Annotated in this window: 16 protein-coding genes and 1 other RNA gene; 10 read left to right on the top strand and 7 right to left on the bottom strand. The window is 58.3% G+C overall.

Features of this window, described 5'->3' with window-relative positions; genetic code table 11:
* Positions 1 to 54: 54 nt before the first annotated feature.
* From SIB38_RS21510 to SIB38_RS21500, 3 genes are all read right to left on the bottom strand, one after another.
* Entirely contained in the window at positions 55 to 399 is a 345-nt protein-coding gene (locus SIB38_RS21510) for a YbaB/EbfC family nucleoid-associated protein (protein ID WP_168591473.1), read from the bottom strand.
* A 76-nt stretch (positions 400 to 475) separates the two neighbouring features.
* On the bottom strand, positions 476 to 1,066 hold the full coding sequence (locus tag SIB38_RS21505) for a hypothetical protein (RefSeq protein ID WP_412551011.1): 591 nt from the start codon (positions 1,064 to 1,066) through the stop codon (positions 476 to 478).
* A complete protein-coding gene (locus SIB38_RS21500) occupies positions 1,053 to 2,831 on the bottom strand; it encodes a DNA polymerase III subunit gamma/tau (protein WP_412551010.1) in 1,779 nt (592 codons plus the stop codon). Before SIB38_RS21500 ends, SIB38_RS21505 begins: the two co-directional genes overlap by 14 nt.
* A gap of 162 nt (positions 2,832 to 2,993) precedes the next feature.
* Between SIB38_RS21500 and SIB38_RS21495 the strand changes: the two genes are divergently transcribed.
* On the top strand, positions 2,994 to 3,488 hold the full coding sequence (locus tag SIB38_RS21495; protein WP_294112878.1) for a dual specificity protein phosphatase family protein: 495 nt from the start codon (positions 2,994 to 2,996) through the stop codon (positions 3,486 to 3,488).
* Positions 3,489 to 3,557: 69 nt separating this feature from the next.
* Here the strand turns inward: SIB38_RS21495 and SIB38_RS21490 are convergent, their stop codons facing one another.
* On the bottom strand, positions 3,558 to 4,085 hold the full coding sequence (locus SIB38_RS21490) for a c-type cytochrome (protein WP_294112880.1): 528 nt from the start codon (positions 4,083 to 4,085) through the stop codon (positions 3,558 to 3,560).
* A 131-nt stretch (positions 4,086 to 4,216) separates the two neighbouring features.
* On the opposite strand from SIB38_RS21490, the gene SIB38_RS21485 reads away from it, so the two are divergent.
* Together SIB38_RS21485 and SIB38_RS21480 are read left to right on the top strand one after the other, a co-directional pair.
* On the top strand, positions 4,217 to 5,062 hold the full coding sequence (locus SIB38_RS21485) for a prephenate dehydratase (protein ID WP_412551009.1): 846 nt from the start codon (positions 4,217 to 4,219) through the stop codon (positions 5,060 to 5,062).
* A 137-nt stretch (positions 5,063 to 5,199) separates the two neighbouring features.
* The gene (locus SIB38_RS21480) at positions 5,200 to 5,400 is read left to right on the top strand and encodes a hypothetical protein (RefSeq protein ID WP_294112883.1); all 201 of its coding nucleotides are present in this window, start codon (positions 5,200 to 5,202) and stop codon (positions 5,398 to 5,400) included.
* Between the two features lie 278 nt (positions 5,401 to 5,678).
* On the opposite strand, the gene SIB38_RS21475 is transcribed toward SIB38_RS21480, so the two are convergent.
* Both SIB38_RS21475 and nudC read right to left on the bottom strand, forming a co-directional pair.
* Positions 5,679 to 6,146, bottom strand: coding sequence for an SRPBCC family protein (locus SIB38_RS21475; protein ID WP_294112885.1), 468 nt, complete (start codon positions 6,144 to 6,146; stop codon positions 5,679 to 5,681).
* Between the two features lie 41 nt (positions 6,147 to 6,187).
* Complete coding sequence (nudC, locus tag SIB38_RS21470) at positions 6,188 to 7,162, bottom strand: NAD(+) diphosphatase (protein ID WP_412551008.1); 975 nt, start codon at positions 7,160 to 7,162, stop codon at positions 6,188 to 6,190.
* 231 nt (positions 7,163 to 7,393) lie between these two features.
* Between nudC and SIB38_RS21465 the strand changes: the two genes are divergently transcribed.
* The 7 genes from SIB38_RS21465 (at position 7,394) to SIB38_RS21435 (ending at position 15,843) form a co-directional block, all read left to right on the top strand.
* On the top strand, positions 7,394 to 9,283 hold the full coding sequence (locus SIB38_RS21465) for a bifunctional 2',3'-cyclic-nucleotide 2'-phosphodiesterase/3'-nucleotidase (protein ID WP_294112889.1): 1,890 nt from the start codon (positions 7,394 to 7,396) through the stop codon (positions 9,281 to 9,283).
* 64 nt (positions 9,284 to 9,347) lie between these two features.
* Positions 9,348 to 9,446, top strand: an RNA gene (gene ffs / locus SIB38_RS21460) — signal recognition particle sRNA small type.
* Between the two features lie 237 nt (positions 9,447 to 9,683).
* The gene (locus tag SIB38_RS21455) at positions 9,684 to 11,624 is read left to right on the top strand and encodes an extracellular solute-binding protein (RefSeq protein WP_412551007.1); all 1,941 of its coding nucleotides are present in this window, start codon (positions 9,684 to 9,686) and stop codon (positions 11,622 to 11,624) included.
* Positions 11,625 to 11,628: 4 nt separating this feature from the next.
* Positions 11,629 to 12,717 carry a microcin C ABC transporter permease YejB gene (locus SIB38_RS21450; RefSeq protein ID WP_168591463.1) on the top strand — a complete coding sequence of 363 codons (1,089 nt, stop codon included), beginning with the start codon at positions 11,629 to 11,631 and terminating at the stop codon, positions 12,715 to 12,717.
* Positions 12,717 to 13,823, top strand: a complete 1,107-nt coding sequence (locus SIB38_RS21445; RefSeq protein WP_294112893.1) for an ABC transporter permease — start codon at positions 12,717 to 12,719, stop codon at positions 13,821 to 13,823. Before SIB38_RS21450 ends, SIB38_RS21445 begins: the two co-directional genes overlap by 1 nt.
* Positions 13,820 to 15,400, top strand: a complete 1,581-nt coding sequence (locus SIB38_RS21440; RefSeq protein WP_294112895.1) for an ABC transporter ATP-binding protein — start codon at positions 13,820 to 13,822, stop codon at positions 15,398 to 15,400. The genes SIB38_RS21445 and SIB38_RS21440 overlap by 4 nt, the downstream gene beginning before the upstream one ends.
* Positions 15,397 to 15,843: a GNAT family N-acetyltransferase gene (locus SIB38_RS21435; RefSeq protein WP_412551006.1), complete on the top strand. Its 447-nt coding sequence runs from the start codon at positions 15,397 to 15,399 to the stop codon at positions 15,841 to 15,843. Before SIB38_RS21440 ends, SIB38_RS21435 begins: the two co-directional genes overlap by 4 nt.
* A 46-nt stretch (positions 15,844 to 15,889) precedes the next feature.
* On the opposite strand, the gene hemN is transcribed toward SIB38_RS21435, so the two are convergent.
* Positions 15,890 to 17,245, bottom strand: coding sequence for an oxygen-independent coproporphyrinogen III oxidase (hemN, locus tag SIB38_RS21430; RefSeq protein WP_294112897.1), 1,356 nt, complete (start codon positions 17,243 to 17,245; stop codon positions 15,890 to 15,892).
* Positions 17,246 to 17,287 lie beyond the last annotated feature (42 nt).

The raw sequence follows: 17,287 nt of genomic DNA, 5'->3' as shown, positions 1-17,287 counted from the left end.
TCTGGCATGGCTTTTGCTGGACTATAGCAAGAACCAACCCGGAACACACGTCTCTTAGAACGGCAGTTTCATGTCCGCTGGCAGACCCAGCTCGGAGGTAATTTTGCCAAGCTCTTCTTGCGCGCGGTCGCTGGCCTTGGTTTGCGCGTCTTTGATGGCCGCGAGGATCAGGTCTTCGACCACTTCCTTGTCGTCGCCGTTGAAGATCGACGGATCGATGTCCAGTGCTTTCAGCTCGCCTTTGGCAGAGGCGGTGGCTTTCACCAGACCGGCGCCGCTTTCGCCAACCACCATGATGTTGTGCAGCTCGTCCTGCATGTCGGTCATGCGGGTCTGCATTTCCTGGGCTTTTTTCATCATGCCGGCCATGTCGCCGAGATTGCCGAGTCCTTTGAGCATTGGGTCTCTCCTAAGTTTCTATTGGAAGTGTAGATACGAGCCGCGGCCTTTGGTTACAAGAGAGACCCACTACAGCTCAAGACGAAGGCAGCACACTAGGGCTGATGGCGCGACGGCATTTTGCTTTCTCAGTCCAAGATTTGAACTGCGCCCGGTCCAGCATTGTAAGAACATGCTCTGGGAGAAATGCAATTTCCACTCGGTTGATACGCGGCGGCCCAGGTTGCAAGCGCCAGACGACGAAACCACAAGCGTAAGCAGTGGCATTTGACGGGCTGGAAAAATCTATCGCGGCATACATGCCGGGAGTTTGATCTTTTGGGTCTTCGTAGTATTTGACGGCCAAGGGGCGGAGAGCGGCGAAGTCTAGGCCCTTATCTATTAGGGCTGTCTGGAACCCGAGAAACTTCTCTTCTGAAATTTTCTGAAGTGTCGCCTTAGAAATGTACTTCAACGAAACTTCTGGGTTCTCAGATGCGACCGATAAGAAATAGTCGCGAGTGTTTGATTGGACGAGCTTGGCGATCTTAACGCGGTCAAAACCGGCTGTCTGAGTGTCTTGCGCCAATACTTTTTGTGCTCCGGCTACGGATAAGAAAAGCAGTGCTGACAAAAGGATTTTGGAAATACCAGAATTACAATTGATTATTTGGTTAGTCACTTTCAAATGGGTCCCATTCGTCTTCGACTTCTGGGAGAGCTTCAGCCATCACTTCATTGGCGATCTCTTGCCTGGACTTAATGTCGGTTATTTTGGATTTCGGAAACGCTTCCATCACGGCCTGCACCAGAGGGTGGCCAAGCGCCTGTTCGCGCATTTCGTTTTCGGCGGCATCGCGGACTTCGGCGATGGAAGGCGCGCCGCCTTCGTTCACCAGAATCACCGCCCAGCGGGTGCCGGTCCAGCGTTGCAGCTGACTGCCGAGTTTTTGGGCTAGGTCTTTCGGTGCGCCCGGAGCGGGTTCAAACTCGATGCGGCCCGGCTGATAGTTGGCGAGGCGCACGTATTCTTCGACATGCACGCGCAGCACGCCGTCTCGGCGTTGACGCACCAGTTCGACAACATGTTCAAAGGTGGGGTATTTGGCCAGCGCTTGGTCGTTTTGCACGGCCAGCGCTGTCACGGTGCCGCCGCCGGCGTGGGCTGTTGGCGCGCCATGCATAGGGCCATTGCCGCCGCCCATCGGGCCGCCCTGGGCATTGGGGCTGCCGGCGCCCGGCCCACCGCCATAGCCGCCACCGCCGTTGGGGGGCGTTGGGGGAGGGGGCGTGTCTTGAAGTTTGCGCACCAGCTCTTCGGGACTGGGCAGGTCGGCGACGTGTGTGAGGCGAATGATCGCCATTTCGGCGGCCATCATCGCGTTGGGGGCCGCGGCCACTTCTTCGAGCGCCTTTAGCAGCATTTGCCACATGCGGGTGAGCACGCGCATCGGCAGGTCTGTGGCCATGGCCTGACCCCGGGCGCGTTCATCGGGGCTAACGGTGGGGTCTTCTGCGGCTTCTGGCGTGATCTTCACCACAGAGACCCAATGGGTGATCTCGGCCAAGTCGCGCAGGATGGCCATGGGATCAGCCCCGACGGCGTATTGCGCGGAGAGCTCGTTGAGCGCGCCACCGGCGTCGCCGCGCAAGATCATGTCGAACAGATCGAGCACGCGGCCACGGTCGGCCAACCCCAGCATGGCGCGGACCTGATCGGCAGTGGTTTCGCCGGCGCCGTGGGAGATGGCTTGGTCCAAGAGCGAGGTTGCGTCCCGTGCCGAGCCCTCGGCAGCACGAGTGATCAGCGCTAGTGCATCGTCGGCGATCTCCGCGCCCTCAGAAGTGGCGATGCGGCTGAGCATGCCGATCATGTCTTCGGGCTCGATCCGGCGCAGGTCAAACCGTTGGCAACGAGACAGCACGGTCACGGGGACTTTGCGGATCTCGGTGGTGGCGAAGATGAATTTCACGTGGGCGGGGGGCTCTTCCAGCGTCTTGAGCAGCGCGTTGAACGCGCTGGTGGAGAGCATGTGCACCTCATCGATGATGTAGATCTTGTAGCGTGCCGAAGCCGCCCGGTAGTGCACAGAGTCGATGATTTCGCGGATGTCGTTCACACCGGTGCGCGAGGCGGCGTCCATCTCCATCACGTCGACGTGGCGCCCTTCCATGATGGCGGTGCAGTGTTCACAGACGCCGCAAGGCTCGGTGGTTGGGCCGGAGCCGCCATCCGGGCCGATGCAGTTCATGCCTTTGGCGATGATCCGCGCGGTGGTGGTTTTGCCGGTGCCGCGGATACCGGTCATGACAAAAGCCTGCGCAATGCGGTCCGCCTCAAAGGCGTTTTTAAGAGTGCGCACCATGGCGTCCTGCCCGACAAGATCCGCAAAGGTTTCGGGGCGGTATTTGCGCGCGAGAACCTGATAGGCGGTGTCGGGAGTGTCAGTCATGGCCGTCCTGAAAGTTGCGGGGACGCAGATTCGGCTGGCCCCTGTCCGTGGTCTGGCGCAGGTTAAGCGGGCGGAGGCGGCGCGTCCACCGGATAAGCAGGGAGCAGGCGCAGGATGCGCGCCGCAAATGCGCCGTTGGCGTCTAGGAATAAGGGGGATGAAATGGGGTATGAGGTTTTTGCGGTGTCCGTTGGAAATGGCCACTTGGCGTTGGCGCCTGTGCCTGGTGCGGAAGGCGATTTGCAAGCCGATGTGGATGCAATCGCCCAGTGGGGCGCAACCCTAGTGGTGAGCGCGACAGAGACTGAAGAAATGCAGACCTTTGGGGCTGAGGCGCTGCCGGGCGCTTTGCGGGATGCCGCCATCTGCTGGGTGCATTTTTCGATTCGCGATTTTGGCGTGCCGGAGGATGATATGCAGGCGCAGTGGGCCGGTGTGTCAGAGCAGGTAGGGCAGCAGTTGCGGGCGGGCGGGCGTGTTCTGGTGCATTGTCGCGGTGGGTGTGGACGATCCGGGATGTTGATGCTGCGGCTGATGATTGAGACAGGGATGGCTGCAGAGGAGGCGTTGCAGCGGTTGCGTGCGGTGCGGCCCTGTGCGGTAGAGACCGATGCGCAGATGGTCTGGGCCACAGACGGCGTGCTCACACAAGCCTAGGCAGAAGACCAAAAGAAAAAGACCGCAGGCTATGCTGCGGTCTTTCCAAATTCTCAAAGCCAGTAAGGCTTAGCCGCCGATGGTCGCCAGGTAGGCAATCAGGTTGGCGCGGTCCTTGGCCTTTTTCAGACCGGAGAAGGACATCTTGGTGCCGGGGGCAAAGCTTTTTGGGTTGGCCAGGAAACCGTCGAGGTTTTCATTGGACCATGTGTCCGCCACCGCAATCAGAGCGCCGGAGTAGTTAAAGCCGGGAACAGAATCCACCGCGCGGTCCACAACACCATAGAGGTGTGGGCCGGTGCCGTTGGCGCCGTCATCCAGCTTATGGCAGGCTTTACATTTGCTGAAGACTTTGGCACCTTTGTCCACGTCAGCGGCCGCCAGCAGTTCTTCCAACGATGGACCTTCTTCTTCTGCGGCACCAGCGTCGTCGCCGCCTTCCACTTCAATCACGTAAGCCTGTTTGGCGTGATCATCCCCATGGCCTTTAGGGCCGGTATGATAAAGGGATTCGGCGGCCCAGCCGCCAAGCAGAAATACCAGTAGGGAGCCGCAGAGAGCCCCTACCACTTTGGTCATTGTCATCGTGTCGAACATGCTACGTTTCCATATCGTGGCGTTTGTCGGCTATCTATCCGCTTCCCCTAAGCGAACGCAAGGTATAGTTACCGCGACCAAACGCCCCCATTGCGGAAACTTCTGCAAATTTGGGGGAGAAAAGGGGCAAGATGGACCAAAAGACCAACCGTATCGCCTTTCAGGGGGAAGCAGGCGCTTACTCTCACGAAGCTTGTCGCAAAGCGCGGCCGGAGATGGAGGCGATGCCGTGCCGCACCTTTGAGGAGGTGATTGACGCGGTGAAAAGTGGTCAGGCGGATCTGGCCATGTTGCCAATCGAGAACTCGACCTATGGGCGTGTTGCGGACATTCACCGGTTGTTGCCAGAAAGCGGACTGCACATCATCGACGAGGCCTTTGTGCGGGTGCGCATCAGCCTGATGGGCTTACCCGGTGTGCCAATGGATGAGATCGACACGGTGCGGGCGCATTTGGTGTTGTTGCCACAGTCGGCCACCTTCCTGAAAACGCATGGCATGAAGGGCTATCCTGCGGCTGACAGCGCAGGTGCCGCGCGGGAATTGGCGGACCATAAGACGCGCAACGAAGGGGTGCTGGCGTCTGAACTGGCGGCGGAGATTTACGGGTTGGACGTGTTGGCGCGCGACGTGGAAGACCACGGCCACAACACGACGCGCTTCATGATCATGTCGCGCGAGCCGGACTATGCCCGTCGCACAGATCATAAGATGATGACAACTTTTGTTTTTGAGGTGCGTAACATCCCGGCGGCGCTGTACAAGGCGATGGGTGGCTTTGCCACCAATGGGATCAACATGACCAAGCTGGAAAGCTATATGGTCAACGGCAGCTTCACCGCGACGCAGTTTTATGCGGACATCGAAGGCCATCCAGAGGATCGCTCCGTGCAGTTGGCGATGGATGAACTTCGATATTTCACAACCAATGTGTCTATTCTGGGCGTGTATCCTGCGGAACGGGACGCGGTTCGGTAGGCTGTTGGCCTGCGCGCGATTTGAGTGTGCGATGAAGTGCGAACAGGAGTGTCATAGGCACTGCCAATTGCAGCGCAGCGTTGTGGTCGTACACTAGAGCCCAAGCTGCGGCTGTACCGCTCGCGATGAGCAGCAGAGTGTTTGTTCTTTTTACCGCCGTGTCGTCGACCTGTGGCGCCAAGAGAAATCCCGTTGGTGCGCGCAAGGACAAAACGCTCCCCGTCAGGAAGATGGACAGAAACACCAAAGGCCGCGCGCATTCACTTAAGGCCGATGCCCAGCTAGCGCAGTTAGCGGCGTACAGTCCTTCGATGACCGGCGTGATCATCAATAAGTAAAGGTTTATACCCAAGAACAGACTGTGCGGTGAAACAGTGCGCCGCGCGTAAGCGAAACAGGTTAGAAGCGCACAGCCTGCTCCGCTCCAGCCTGCAATACGTAAGTCGTCTGAGAGCATGAATGCTGCGAGGAAAGCTGCGGACGGCGCATATTCCAAGGCAGTGTGCCAGATTGGCTTGTAGTTTGACGCCGACATCGCACCTTCACTCACACTCAACTTTTGAGAGTGTGGTGCTGAAGTGTTTTGGGCGCAACAGCTTTAAATCACTAAAAGGCCCTACGCCATGCGCGAATAGCGGTCTTCCAGATCGTCGCGCATGGTGGCCATGCGTTTGGCCATGCGCTTGTTCAGCGAGCTGCGGGCCAGTTTCAGAGATTGCAGAAGCAGACGGGCAGAGAGGCTGTTTGCGCGCATGCCCGACCAGAACTGGATGCGGGTGCGGGTGCGCGACAATGCGACAAGTTCGATCTTGATGTCGGTTTCCAGCCCTTGCAGGATGGCTTTCATCTCAACCTCGTTGGGAGCGTCAAATCCGGTCATTTCCAGATCCAACTCCCGGGCTTTGCCTCGAAACTGGAAGCCGACTTCCCATTTTGCGCCCACGCCGGGGCGGGCCAGAGAGTCAACGCGGGTGACCTCTGCGCCGCGACGCAGGGCGGAGCGTTCGTACACTTCAACATCCGTCAGCAAATCAAATGCCTGTGCAATTGGGATGTCGACGTCTTCTCTGCCGGTGAGTTCCATGGTGCCTCTGCGTCTGCTGTTATTTTGCGGTAATAGTCGCGTTATTCGAGCCTGTCCGCAAGCCAGTTCCGCAGGAGGAAGTGGGCAATGGCGCCTTTGCGCGCAGGTTTCAGTGTTGGGTGTTGGCCGGAAAACACAGTGAGCATGTCTTCGCGACTGATCCAGAGCGCGTCCTCAATTTCATTGGGATCCAGCGTGATGGTGTCGTCCAGCGCTTTACCGGCGCAGCCAAACATCAGGGACGAGGGAAATGGCCAGGGTTGGCTGGCGAGGTAGGATACAGCGCCGACGCGGACGCCGGCCTCTTCAAAGACCTCACGACGGACCGCAGCTTCGAGTGTTTCGCCTGGTTCCACAAACCCTGCAAGCAGTGAGTACATGCCTTCCGGCCATCCGGGAGAGCGGCCCATCAGCACTTTGTTGCCTTTGGTGATGAGCATGATCACCACCGGATCGGTGCGGGGGAAGTGGGAGGTGTTGCAGGCGGGGCAATCGCGCTGCCAGCCGGACTGGGCCATGCGGCTCTCGTCGCCGCAGTTGGAGCAGAAACGGTGTGAGCGATGCCAGGCAAATATCGAGCGCGCGGTGGCCGCCAGTTCGGCGTCGCGGGGATTGAGGTGGGCCATGACGCCACGTAACTCAGCAAACAGGTGATCAGCCGGCAGCATCGGGTGATGCTGGTGCGTTGGGTCAAAGAATTGCTGGAGGTGGGCCTCGTCCAGTTCCGGTGGTGTCCAGGCGGAAATGTCATGGGCGTAGAGCGCGCTGCCGTCCTCTGAGAGGCCCAGAAAAATGGGCGGGACCGGCGGCTCCTTGGCCTCTTCAAACAGCGGGTGACTGGTCGGGAGGTAGACCAATTGGTCGCAGTTTTCCCCACAAAACAGCGGCTTGCCGCGCCAGAGGACGATGCTGCGGCTGTCGGGATGTGTAACGCGGGCGTTGGCGTCTTCCCCACGGATTTCGGCGGCGCGGTTGAGGGCGGAGCCCCCGAAGGTAACGGTTTCGGCGTGTCGCATAGTGCTCTCCTGTTGGCACAGAGGTGGCACGTTGCGCGGCGGGCTGCAATCACATCTCCCATCGCAGTTAGACAGGTTGTGCGTATGTGGTGACGGAGCGTTGCGGCGGTAGTTTGTGATTTGCAATCATTCTAAAAGTGCGCACACTGGGCCTGACTAGGGGCGGCCTCTGTGCTGTGGTGACGTGGATTTTGTCCCCTCTAGGCGCCGGAATGAACCTAAGGAACTGTTGTGTCAAATACACGCCTGAAAGGGGCTGATGGAGCGCGTGTTGCTCTGCGCATCATGGCGACCAGTGATGTGCATGCCACGTTGCTGGACTACGATTACAGCAAGGACAGCGCGACAGAGCTGGGATCGTTGGCGCGGGCGGCCTCTGTGATTGCGGCTGCGCGAGCAGAGGTTCCGGCGACGCTGGTATTTGACAATGGCGATTTCCTTGAGGGCGCGGCGATCGCCGACCCTTATGAGGGCGGCGCAGGCGTTGGCGCGGACAATCCGGTTGTCGCCGCGATGAATGCGCTTGGCTATGATGCGATTGGATTGGGCAACCACGAGTTCAATATGCCCGCCGAGGACGTGCAAGCAGCGTTGAAGGCGCTGCGGTCGCCAGTTCTGTGCGCCAACTTGCATTTGAGCCGGGATCGGGATGCGTCGGTGTATGCGGATTTGTGGCGGCCACATGTGGTGTTGCCTCGCAAAGTCGCAGATCAGCGCGGCAATTTACATGAGTTGCAAATTGGCGTGTTTTCGGTTTTGCCGCCACAGGTGGTGACCTGGGACGCGTTGCGTATTGCCGGGCGTCTGGTGGCCGAGGACATGATGGCGGCTGCGCGGCGGCAGGTGGCGGAGTTGCGACGGCAGGGCGCGGACGTGATTGTGGCGCTGGCCCATAGTGGCATCCGGGATGACGGACATGCTGAGGAAACCGAAAATGTAGCGGTGCCGCTGGCCGGATTGGACGGTGTGGATGCGGTGGTGGCCGGGCATGTGCATCGGGTGTTTCCCTCGCCAAGCTTTGGTGTGAGTGAGGCGGTAGACCCTGTGCGTGGTACGCTGCATGGGACCCCTGCGGTGATGCCCGGGGTTTATGCCAACCACGTGGGGCAGATTGATTTGGCGCTGGTCCAAGACGGCGATGGGTGGCGTGTGGCAGACCACGAGGTGCGGGTGCATGACCTGCGTGCCGAAGTTAAGGCGGCGCCAGTGGAATCGCCGGCGATCGTCACTGCGGTAGACGGCGCGCATCAGCAGACTCTGCGTTATATGCGGCGCACCATTGGTGAGGTGGCGGGGCCGGTGACCAGCTACTTTTCGATGGTGAAAGATGATTGCGCGTCTCGACTGGTGGCAGAGGCGAAGCTCGCTTTTGCGCGACGGGCTTTGGCAGGCAGTGGGTTGGAAACCATGCCGCTCATAGCTTCCGTGGCGCCGTTGAAGTGCGGCGGACGGGCTGGCCCCTATCATTATATCGATGTGGCACGGGGCGCGGTGTCGGCGCGGGTGATTGCGGACATGCAACCTTATTCCAATCATGTCAGCGTGATCCGGACCTGTGGGCGCGATGTGGTGGAGTGGCTTGAGAAGGGGTGTGCTGTCTACAATCAGTTGTTTGTGGGAGAAACGGGACAGTTTCTCTACGACAGGGATACGCCAACCTATAATCGGGAGGCCATTTACGGGCTGTCGTATACGGTCGATCTGTCCCAGCCGGCACGTTATGCAATGGATGGCAGTCTGATCAATTCGCAGGCGCGGCGGGTGGGCAATATCTGTTGGCGCGGGCTGCAGATTGCGCCGGAGCAGGAGTTTCTGCTGGTCACCAATGACTACCGTGGTGGCGGTGGTGGTAATTTTCCGGCGGTTGCACAGGGGCACGTCGTCGAGATTGCGCCTGCGCGGGTGCGGGATGTACTGGCAAAGCACATCGCGGAGACTTCTGGACGGCGTGACGAGACGCTGGCGACATGGCGATTGCACAGTATGCCGGGCGTGAAGGCTCTGTTTGATACCGGTCCGGGCGCGGCGGCCTATGTAGATCTTGCGGCGCTGCCGATGCGGGCACTGGGCGAGGTTGATGGCGGATTCGCGCGCTTTGAACTGGACATGGAACAGCTTTGAAAACTTCGGGGGCATTTGAGCAGGTCGGCTTGCATCTCCGCAGCAATCAGCCTATATCGCCTCTTGAGAGGTTGGCGCGGGCGAGCGCCTCGCCAACCCGGTCAGATCCGGAAGGAAGCAGCCGTAACGAGCCCCGCTTGGGTCGTTGTCCAGCCTCTCACCCAATCTCCCTCCATTCCAGAACGTGATGAAATGCCGGTTTTGCGGCGCGTTAGTTGTTGGCTTGTCGGTGTCTCCCAGAGGTTCAGAGCCTTGAAAGTGTTAAGAAAAGCAAGAATTTGCCTCCGCTGAGCGGAATCACGGCCTGTTGATACATTCCGAACTTGAATGTTGTTGCCCACCGCCTTTAGCTTGAAAGGAAGTATTCCGCTGACAAGCGCGCGGGCGCAGGAGGGGCCAAATGAAAGAAAAGACAATCAAAATTGCCGGGCCAATGTTTGATCGCCGCGGGGCGCTGCGATTGATGGGTGGGAGTGCTTTGTCGATTGGTGCCGGATTGGGTGGAGGCATGGCCTGGGCCAATGAGGACGAGATCATCCGCTCACACGGTTACTCTTTCTTTGGCGATTTGCAGTACCCGGCGGATTTTCCCCATTTTGACTATGTGAACCCCAACGCGCCGAAAGGTGGGACCATAACGATCAGTTCGCGCGGGTCGTTTGACGGGTTCAACCGGTTTGCCTGGCGTGGCAATCCGGAAGGGTATTCCGGCGTGGTGGCTGAAGCCATGTTTGCCGAAGCGCCTTGGGGTGGCGGTGCGCCAGCGGATTCGATCACAGACAGCTATTGCCTGATTGCGAAAGAAGTTGAGTATCCGAAGAGCAAAGAATGGTGCGTCTTCCACATGCGCGACGATGTTGTGTTCCGCGATGGCTCGCCTTTGCGGGCACAAGACGCGGCCTTCACACATAACCTGTTCCTTGAGCAGGGTATTCGCTCTTATGCCCGTTCCGTAAGCGAGCGTATCACCGGTGTCGAGGTAATCGACGATCACACCATCAAATACACCTTTGCGGATGGCATTTCGCGGCGCTCCCTGGTGAGCCAGGTGGGCGGTACGCCGATTTTCTCAGAGGCTTGGTATCAAGAAACCGGCGAAAGACTGGACGAGCCGTCGATCCTGTCGCCAATGGCGTCCGGACCTTACCAAGTTGGCGATTATGAGTTTAACCGCTACGTCGAATATGTGCGCAACCCGAACTACTGGGGCTGGGACCACCCGGCCAATATCGGGCGTTTCAACTTCGACAAGGTGCGAATTGAGTATTTCTCCGACGCGACGGCAGAGTTTGAGGCGTTCAAGGCGGGGGAGTTCACATTCCGCTCCGAAGGCTCCACCAAGCGCTGGGCGACGGGGTATGATTTCCCGGGCATTCAGAACGGCACCGTGAAGAAAGAGGCGTTGCCGGATGGCACGGCGCCCAACAACAGCGGCGTGATCTTCAACACTTTGCGGGCGCCTCTGGACAACCGCGATGTACGTCATGCGCTGTCGCTGGCGTTTAACTTTGAGTGGACGCGGGAGTCGTTGCAATACAGCCTGACCACGCAGCGAAACTCTTTTGTTGAAGGGCAGGATTGGGAAGCCAAGGGTGTGCCCGAAGGCGACGAATTGGCATTGTTACAATCGCTGGGTGATGTGATCCCGCCGGAGATGCTGACCGAAGAAGTGGTCATGCCGCACACCTCCAACGCCTCCAACCCCATTGATCGGCGCAACAAGCGCGCGGCGCTGAAGCTCTTTGAAAAAGCCGGTTGGACTGTCAACGACGCGGGTCAAATGGTAGACGGTGACGGCAAGCAGATGTCGTTGGACTTCCTGGTGATTTCCACTTGGGATGAAACCCGTCTGGCCACGATTGAGAGCTATGTTAAAACACTGGCGAACTGGGGCATTGCCGTGAAAGCGGACAAGGTGGACAGTGCACAAGGCCAGCAGCGGTTCCTCGACAAGGATTATGACCTGATCCACACGCGGATTTTGACCTTCTCTGCCGCAGGAACCGGTTTGAAGCAGTTGTTTGGCTCCGAGACCGCAGAAGTGTCCTCGTACAACCCATCCGCGCTGCGCAGCCCAATGGTGGATGCGATCATTGATGCGGTGCTCGACACCAAGTCACGTGAGGATGAAGAGACTGCTTTGATGGCTCTGGATCGTGCGTTGCGCTATGAACGCGTGATAGCCCATGCCGGTTATGTGCCGGAAACCTGGGTATCTTACTTTGATATGTTTGAACGGCCGGAGGAACTGCCGCCCTATGCGGTCGGTGTGTTGGATTTCTGGTGGTACAACAAGGACAAGCATGAGGCGTTGATCGCCTCTGGCGCGCTGAGGAAGTAATCCGGTGGGTGCTTATATCCTCCGACGGCTGTTGCTTGTGATCCCAACGCTGCTTGGGGTCATGATCATCAACTTCACTTTGGTTCAGTTTGTGCCCGGCGGCCCGGTGGAGCAGGTCATTGCGCAGATGCAAGGTGAGGGCGACGTGTTCTCGGGCTTTGCGGGTGGCAATGAAGATGTCGGGACGGAGGAGACCTTTGGTTCTGACAGTGAATACTTGGGTGCGCGCGGGTTGCCCAAAGAGTTCATTGAAGAGCTGGAGAAAGAGTTTGGCTTTGACAAGCCGCCTTTGGAACGCTTCCTGACTATGATGGGCAACTATATGCGGCTCGATTTTGGGGAAAGTTACTTCCGCAAAATCAGCGTGGTGGACCTGGTGCTGGAAAAGATGCCGGTGTCGATCACGCTGGGGCTCTGGGCAACGCTGATTGCTTATGCGGTGTCTATTCCGCTGGGCATTCGCAAGGCGGTTAAGGATGGCACGCCGTTTGATACCTGGACTTCTGGCGCAATCATTGTGGGTTATGCCATACCTGGCTTCCTGTTTGCGATTATGTTGTTGGTGCTGTTTGCCGGTGGGTCCTACTGGAAGATCTTCCCGCTACGGGGGTTAACCTCAGATAACTTTGAAGACCTGACGATGATTGGCAAAGTGCTCGATTACTTCTGGCACATCACCTTGCCGGTGCTGGCCTCAACCATTGCGGCCTTCGCCACACTGACCCTGCTGACCAAGAACAGCTTTTTGGATGAGATCAAAAAGCACTACGTGATGACGGCGCGGGCCAAAGGGTTGACCGAAAAACGGGTGCTCTACGGCCATGTGTTCCGCAACGCCATGCTGATTGTGATTGCGGGCTTCCCGGCGGTGTTCATTGGCGTGTTCTTTGGCGGCTCTGTTTTGATCGAGACGATCTTCTCGCTGGATGGGCTTGGCAGGCTTGGCTTTGAAGCTGCGGTGGCACGGGACTATCCGGTGATCTTTGGCACGTTGTTTGTGTTTGGCTTGATTGGCCTTGTGGTCGGTATCTTGTCGGACCTGATGTACGTGTTTGTTGATCCCCGCATTGACTTTGAGAAGAGGGAAGGCTGATGGCGTTGTCTCCTCTGAACCAGCGGCGCTGGAACAATTTCAAGCGCAACCGCCGGGCCTTCTGGTCGCTGATCATCTTCTGTGTGGCCTTTGGCGTGTCGCTGTTTGCGGAATTTATCGCAAATGATCGACCGATCCTGATCAACTACAAGGGTGAGTTCTACACGCCGATCTTCAACTTTTATCCCGAGACCACCTTTGGCGGCGATTTCAAGACCGAGGCGGTTTACAATGATCCGGTGGTGGAATGTCTGATTGCCTCAGGTGGGATCGAAGACTGTTTTGACGTGCCGGAAGACATGCTTGAGCAGATCGATGCTGGCACCTTTGAGCACGCGGAGTTTGAGAAGGGTTGGACGCTGTGGCCGCTGATCCCTTACAGCTATGACACACCGGTGGATCGGCCCGGTGCGGCGCCTTTGCCACCGGATGGCACCAACTGGCTGGGCACAGATGACCGGAAACGGGATGTGGTCGCGCGGGTGATATACGGCTTCCGACTGTCGATCATTTTCACTTTGGTGGTGACCACGGCAGCCAGCTTGATTGGCATCGCAGCGGGGGCCATTCAGGGATACTTCGGCGGCTGGTTGGATTTGATCTTCCAACGTGTGATCGAGATCTGGGGCGCGACGCCGAGCCTCTATATCATCATCATTATGTTCGCGATTTTGGGGCGCAGTTTCTGGCTGCTTGTGTTGCTCACGGTTTTGTTCAGTTGGACGGCACTTGTGGGCGTGGTCAGGGCGGAGTTTCTGCGAGCGCGCAACCTGGAGTACGTGCGGGCAGCCAAGGCGCTTGGCGTGAGCAACCGGGTGATTATGTTCCGCCATATGTTGCCGAACGCGATGGTGGCGACAGTGACTATGTTGCCGTTTATCGTGACAGGGACGATCAGCACTTTGGCCGGTTTGGATTTTCTGGGCTTTGGGTTGCCATCCTCGGCGCCAAGTCTTGGGGAATTGACGCTTCAGGCGAAGCAAAACCTGCAGGCCCCCTGGTTGGCGTTCACCGCGTTTTTCACCTTTGCCATCATGCTGTCGCTTCTGGTCTTCATCTTTGAAGGCGTGCGCGATGCCTTTGACCCGAGGAAGACTTTTTCATGAGCGTTTTGGAGGTCAAAGGCCTGCGCGTGGCCTTCCGGCAGGACGGGCAGCGGATGGAAGCTGTCAAAGGCGTGTCCTTCACAGTGGATCGCGGCGAGACCGTGGCGCTGGTGGGCGAGTCCGGGTCCGGCAAGTCGGTGACGGCGTTGTCGACGGTGTCGCTTTTGCCGGGAAGTGCTGAAGTATCTGGCTCTGTGACTTACGAAGGTCAGGAGATGGTGGGCGCGCCCGACAAGCTTTTGCGCAAGGTACGCGGCAACGACATCAGCTTTATCTTTCAGGAGCCGATGACCTCGCTGAACCCGCTGCATACCATTGACAAGCAGTTGGCGGAGAGTCTGGCGCTGCACCAAGGTGTGACGGGTGACAAAGCGCGTGCGCGGGTGCTGGAGCTTTTGCAGAAGGTTGGTCTGCGCGATGCGGAGCAGCGTTTGAGTTCGTATCCGCATCAGCTGTCTGGTGGGCAGCGACAGCGGGTGATGATCGCCATGGCGCTGGCCAACAAGCCGGACATCTTGATTGCAGATGAGCCGACCACGGCGTTGGATGTGACCATTCAGGCGCAGATTTTGGAGCTTTTGGCGGAGTTGAAGGCAAGCGAGGGCATGGGGCTGTTGTTCATCACGCACGATTTGGGCGTGGTGCGGCGGATTGCCGATAAGGTCTGTGTTATGAAGGATGGTGAGATTGTCGAGGCCGGGCCTGTGTCCGAGATTTTTGACAATCCGCAGCATCCCTACACGCAGCTGTTGTTGAGTGCGCAAGCGTCTGGCGTGCCTGATCCGGTGCCTGCGGGCGCGGAGGAAATTGTCAGCACGGAAAACCTGCGGGTGTGGTTCCCGATTCAGCAAGGGCTGCTTAAGAGGACTGTTGGCCATGTGAAGGCGGTGAACGACTCCAGCCTGTCAGTGCGCGCTGGCGAAACGCTGGGCATTGTGGGCGAGAGTGGGTCGGGTAAGACGACGCTCGCTCTTGCGATCATGCGCTTGATCAGCAGCGATGGGAAAATCAACTTTGATGGGCATGACGTGCGCAAGTGGACCACCAAGGAGCTGCGGGCGCTGCGCAAGGACATGCAGATTGTGTTTCAGGACCCGTTTGGCAGCCTGAGCCCGCGTATGACTTGTGAGCAGATCATCGCGGAAGGTTTGGGCGTGCATGGCAATCCGGATGGGCGCGACACGCGCACGCTGGTGGGCGAAGTCATGACCGAAGTGGGCCTCGATCCGGCGGCGATGGATCGCTATCCGCATGAGTTTTCCGGTGGTCAGCGGCAGCGGATTGCAATCGCGCGTGCGATGATATTGCGGCCCAAACTGGTTGTGCTGGATGAGCCGACCTCGGCGTTGGATATGACGGTGCAGGTTCAGATTGTGGAACTGCTGCGCAATTTGCAGAAGAAATATGGGCTGGCTTACTTGTTTATCAGTCACGACCTGCATGTGGTGCGCGCGATGAGTCACAAGATCATGGTGATGAAAACCGGCGATGTGGTGGAGGCGGGCGCGTCTGAGGATCTGTTTGAGAACCCGCAGACCGATTACACACGTGAGCTTTTGGCGGCGGCGCCAACGTGACCAGCCTTCGATTTGATGGTGCCAAAGACACCGATGCAAAGCGGTTGGCGAAGTTGCGGGTAGAGGCCATGCGGCCAAGTTTAGAAGCGGTGGGGCGGTTCAATCAAGAACGTGCGCGACGGCGGTTTCTGGACAGTTTTGTACCGGCAGAAACAACGCTGGTGTTGTCCGGCAAACAGTTGCTAGGTTTCTTTGCAGTGAAGGATCGGGGGGATCATTATAACCTCGACCACCTCTACGTCGCGCCGGATCAGCAAGGTAGGGGAATTGGTAGTCTGATCCTACACTGTGTCCTGCGGGATGCAGCCGAGCGGGATCTGCCGGTGCGGCTGATGGCGTTGAAAGACAGTCCGGTCAATGCGTTTTATCGCCAGCACGGGTTTGAAGTGACGGGACAGGAAGAGTTCGACACGTTGTATCAGTGGGTCCCACCACCAAAATAGGCCGATCCAATGGACCGGCCTTTTTATGAGCGAAGTAACACTGGTCTCAGATCGCGGCGCTATGCTGCGCTTTACTCATGTCATAGGCGTCAAAAGCCCGCGCGATGATGCGGGTCAGCGGGCGGGCCGCCATGGGCACAACCAGGGCTCCGTTTTCAAGCGCCAGAACGTCCGGGAACTGTGCCATGACTTTGGAGAACATCTCGTTCAACTCGGCGCGGGAGATGTCAAAGCGGTCGACAATCTCTTTTGCGTCGATGCGGAAGTCGCACATCAGGGCTTCGATCAGGCGGCCGCGCAAGCGGTCATCGTCTGTGAAGGTGTGTCCCCGCGAGGTGGAGAAGCGTCCGTCCCGGATGGCGCCGGTATGGGCCGAGGTGGCCGGAGCATTCTGAGCGTAGCCTTGCGGGAAGCGCGCAATAGAGGATGCGCCAACTGCCAGAAGCACGTCAGCGGTGTCATCGGTGTAGCCTTGGAAGTTGCGGCGCAAGGTGCCGTTGCGTTGTGCCACAGACAGGCCGTCCGTTTTGGTGGCGAAGTGGTCGATGCCAATTTCGTCGTAATCGTCCCAAAGGAAGAGCTTGCGCGCGGTTTCAAACAGCGCGAGGCGCTCCTGTGGGGTGGGCAGCGCATCTGAGGGGATCATCTGCTGGCGCTTGGCCATCCATGGCACGTGCGCATAGCCATAAAGCGCCACTCGGTCCGGTGAGAGCGACAAGAGCTTCTGGACGCTTTCGGTGATGCGGGCCTGGGTCTGGTGCGGCAGGCCAAATAGGATGTCGGCATTGACGCTTTTTACACCATGGCCGCGGATCATCTCCACGGCATCGCGGGTGATGTCATAGCCCTGGATGCGGCCGATGGTTTTTTGGATGTCATCGTTGAAATCCTGAACACCAATGGACGCGCGGTTCATGCCGGCTTTGGCCAGTGCCTCAAGTCTGGTGTGGTCGATTTCGTTGGGGTCGATTTCTACTGAGAACTCGCCATCTTTTGCCATGGGCGCAACGTCGAAGATCGCACCGGCGAGGTCTTCCATCATGGAGGCGTCCAGCAGGGTTGGCGTGCCACCGCCCCAATGCAGACGGGAAAGGGTTACGCCTTCGGGCAGCGAGGCTTGCAGAATTTTGAGTTCGTCCTTCAGCGTCTCCACATAGGTGGCAACCGGAGACAGCGTGGATGTGCCCTGGGTGCGGCACGCACAGAACCAGCAAAGGCGGCGACAAAACGGCACATGCACGTAAAGGGACACTTGCGAACCTGTCGGAATCGCTTCAATCCACGCCTTGTAAGTGTCTGGCGTTACGTCATTGTTGAAATGGGGAGCGGTCGGATAGCTTGTGTAACGCGGAACCTTCGCGTCAAACAGTCCGAGTTTGGCCAATTGTTTTTCCTGTTCCATGAGCGTGCTCTTAAAGAAATGGGAAATGCGAACCTTTGACCC

Origin of the sequence: Shimia sp. MIT910701 (genome assembly GCF_047126315.1) — a bacterium.
In the GTDB taxonomy this organism is placed as follows: domain Bacteria; phylum Pseudomonadota; class Alphaproteobacteria; order Rhodobacterales; family Rhodobacteraceae; genus Shimia.
This window is presented reverse-complemented; position numbering and strand designations above follow the sequence as displayed.

Excerpts from the sequence above, each read along its gene's own strand:
- SIB38_RS21510 (WP_168591473.1), bottom strand. The coding sequence starts at position 399 with ATGCTCAAAGGACTCGGCAATCTCGGCGACATGGCCGGCATGATGAAA.
- SIB38_RS21500 (WP_412551010.1), bottom strand. The coding sequence starts at position 2,831 with ATGACTGACACTCCCGACACCGCCTATCAGGTTCTCGCGCGCAAATAC.
- SIB38_RS21495 (WP_294112878.1), top strand. The coding sequence starts at position 2,994 with ATGGGGTATGAGGTTTTTGCGGTGTCCGTTGGAAATGGCCACTTGGCG.
- SIB38_RS21490 (WP_294112880.1), bottom strand. The coding sequence starts at position 4,085 with ATGTTCGACACGATGACAATGACCAAAGTGGTAGGGGCTCTCTGCGGC.
- SIB38_RS21485 (WP_412551009.1), top strand. The coding sequence starts at position 4,217 with ATGGACCAAAAGACCAACCGTATCGCCTTTCAGGGGGAAGCAGGCGCT.
- SIB38_RS21475 (WP_294112885.1), bottom strand. The coding sequence starts at position 6,146 with ATGGAACTCACCGGCAGAGAAGACGTCGACATCCCAATTGCACAGGCA.
- nudC (WP_412551008.1), bottom strand. The coding sequence starts at position 7,162 with ATGCGACACGCCGAAACCGTTACCTTCGGGGGCTCCGCCCTCAACCGC.
- SIB38_RS21455 (WP_412551007.1), top strand. The coding sequence starts at position 9,684 with ATGAAAGAAAAGACAATCAAAATTGCCGGGCCAATGTTTGATCGCCGC.
- SIB38_RS21445 (WP_294112893.1), top strand. The coding sequence starts at position 12,717 with ATGGCGTTGTCTCCTCTGAACCAGCGGCGCTGGAACAATTTCAAGCGC.
- SIB38_RS21440 (WP_294112895.1), top strand. The coding sequence starts at position 13,820 with ATGAGCGTTTTGGAGGTCAAAGGCCTGCGCGTGGCCTTCCGGCAGGAC.
- hemN (WP_294112897.1), bottom strand. The coding sequence starts at position 17,245 with ATGGAACAGGAAAAACAATTGGCCAAACTCGGACTGTTTGACGCGAAG.